The 1426-nt window shown below is 33.8% G+C and carries 1 pseudogene; it reads left to right on the forward strand.

Annotated elements, in window-relative coordinates:
- Positions 1 to 8: 8 nt before the first annotated feature.
- A pseudogene (locus V5G28_RS24620) lies at positions 9 to 1346 on the forward strand (IS701 family transposase).
- The last annotated feature ends 80 nt before the right edge of the window (positions 1347 to 1426 follow it).

A 1426-nucleotide genomic window follows, 5' to 3' on the forward strand; every position in this document is an offset into this window, starting at 1 on the left:
GCAGGGCAATGGATGTAGAATTACAAATCCTGAAACATTTGGCAAGAGACGCCCACCCAACAGTTGCGATCGTAGATGAATATTGTGCAGAGTATAAAGACTTGTTCAAAGAGGTAAGAAATTATGAGTGCTTTAAATATTTACATTTGGGAATAATATCAACGATAAAAAGAAAATCGTTACCAGAAATAGCGAAGGTGGTAAGTATAAACTCTGCACAGTCATTACATCATTTTCTAGCGAATTCAAATTGGTCAGTAGATAAATTAAAAAAACGAAGATTAAAGAAACTCAAGGAAGCACTAGATGGTCAGGCGATTACAGTAGTAATAGATGAAACAGGAGATAGAAAAAAAGGTAAAAAAACTGATTATGTAGCAAGACAATATTTAGGAAGTGTAGGGAAAGTGGATAATGGGATAGTTTCAGTTAATGCTTATGGAGTTTCCTCTAATATAACATTTCCCTTAAATGTAAAAGTATTCAAACCGAAAGGGACGCTAAAAGCAGAAGATAAATATAAAACTAAAATAGAATTGGCATCAGAAATTATTACAGAATTAATTGAAGAGGGCTTTAATATTGAATTGGTACTAGCAGATAGTTTATATGGTGAAAGTAGCCAATTTTTGAGAAAACTAGCTGAATATAAATTAGATTATGTCGTAGCAATAAGAAGTAATCATGGTGTCTGGCTGCCAGCAGGCCAAAGCGTTAGGGCGAATAAGTGGTGCAAATTTGAGAGAAGATTTAGTAATCAAAAATCAGAAACTAGATATATCCGAGAAATAGTTTATGGTAAAAGAAGAGCCATAACTTACTGGTAAATAACAACTGACCCAGAAACAATGCCAGAAAATTCTACTTCATTTGTTATGACTAATCTTTCAGGGAACCTCAAGAAAACTTTAGGCGACCTATATGGATTAAGAACATGGGTAGAATATGGTTTTCGGCAGTGTAAACAGGAACTGGGCTGGACAGATTACAGGTTTACAAATTTCCAACATATTGAGAAATGGTGGGAGATTATTTTTTGTGTCTACACAATGATTAGTTTAAGTTCTCCACCTTTCTTATCCTTAAATCAAGCTCCTCAAATTGAAACAGAGGTACAAGACAGTATTTGTATTGATTGTGTAGATTTTTCTAATCATAAACAATGGAATCATGGTTCTGGATGGAAGAATACTTTAAATAATCTTCGTTTAATTGTTCAACCTCTCTTACTATTTTGGTTGATTTATCCCTGGCTAGATGTTTTCCAAAATTCCGATTTATTGCTTGGATTTAATCACCTAATTTGTACAATGAACCAATTTAAACCTTTTTTCTCTTCTGCTTAATTTCAGTTATTTACTACTTGCTTATTCCGGAAAGTGACAGAAAAGGGCTATAGCAACCGCCAAGGCGGTTTGAGCATAAA

The organism is Scytonema sp. PRP1 (genome assembly GCF_036697665.2).
GTDB lineage: Bacteria > Cyanobacteriota > Cyanobacteriia > Cyanobacteriales > Nostocaceae > Kalymmatonema > Kalymmatonema gypsitolerans.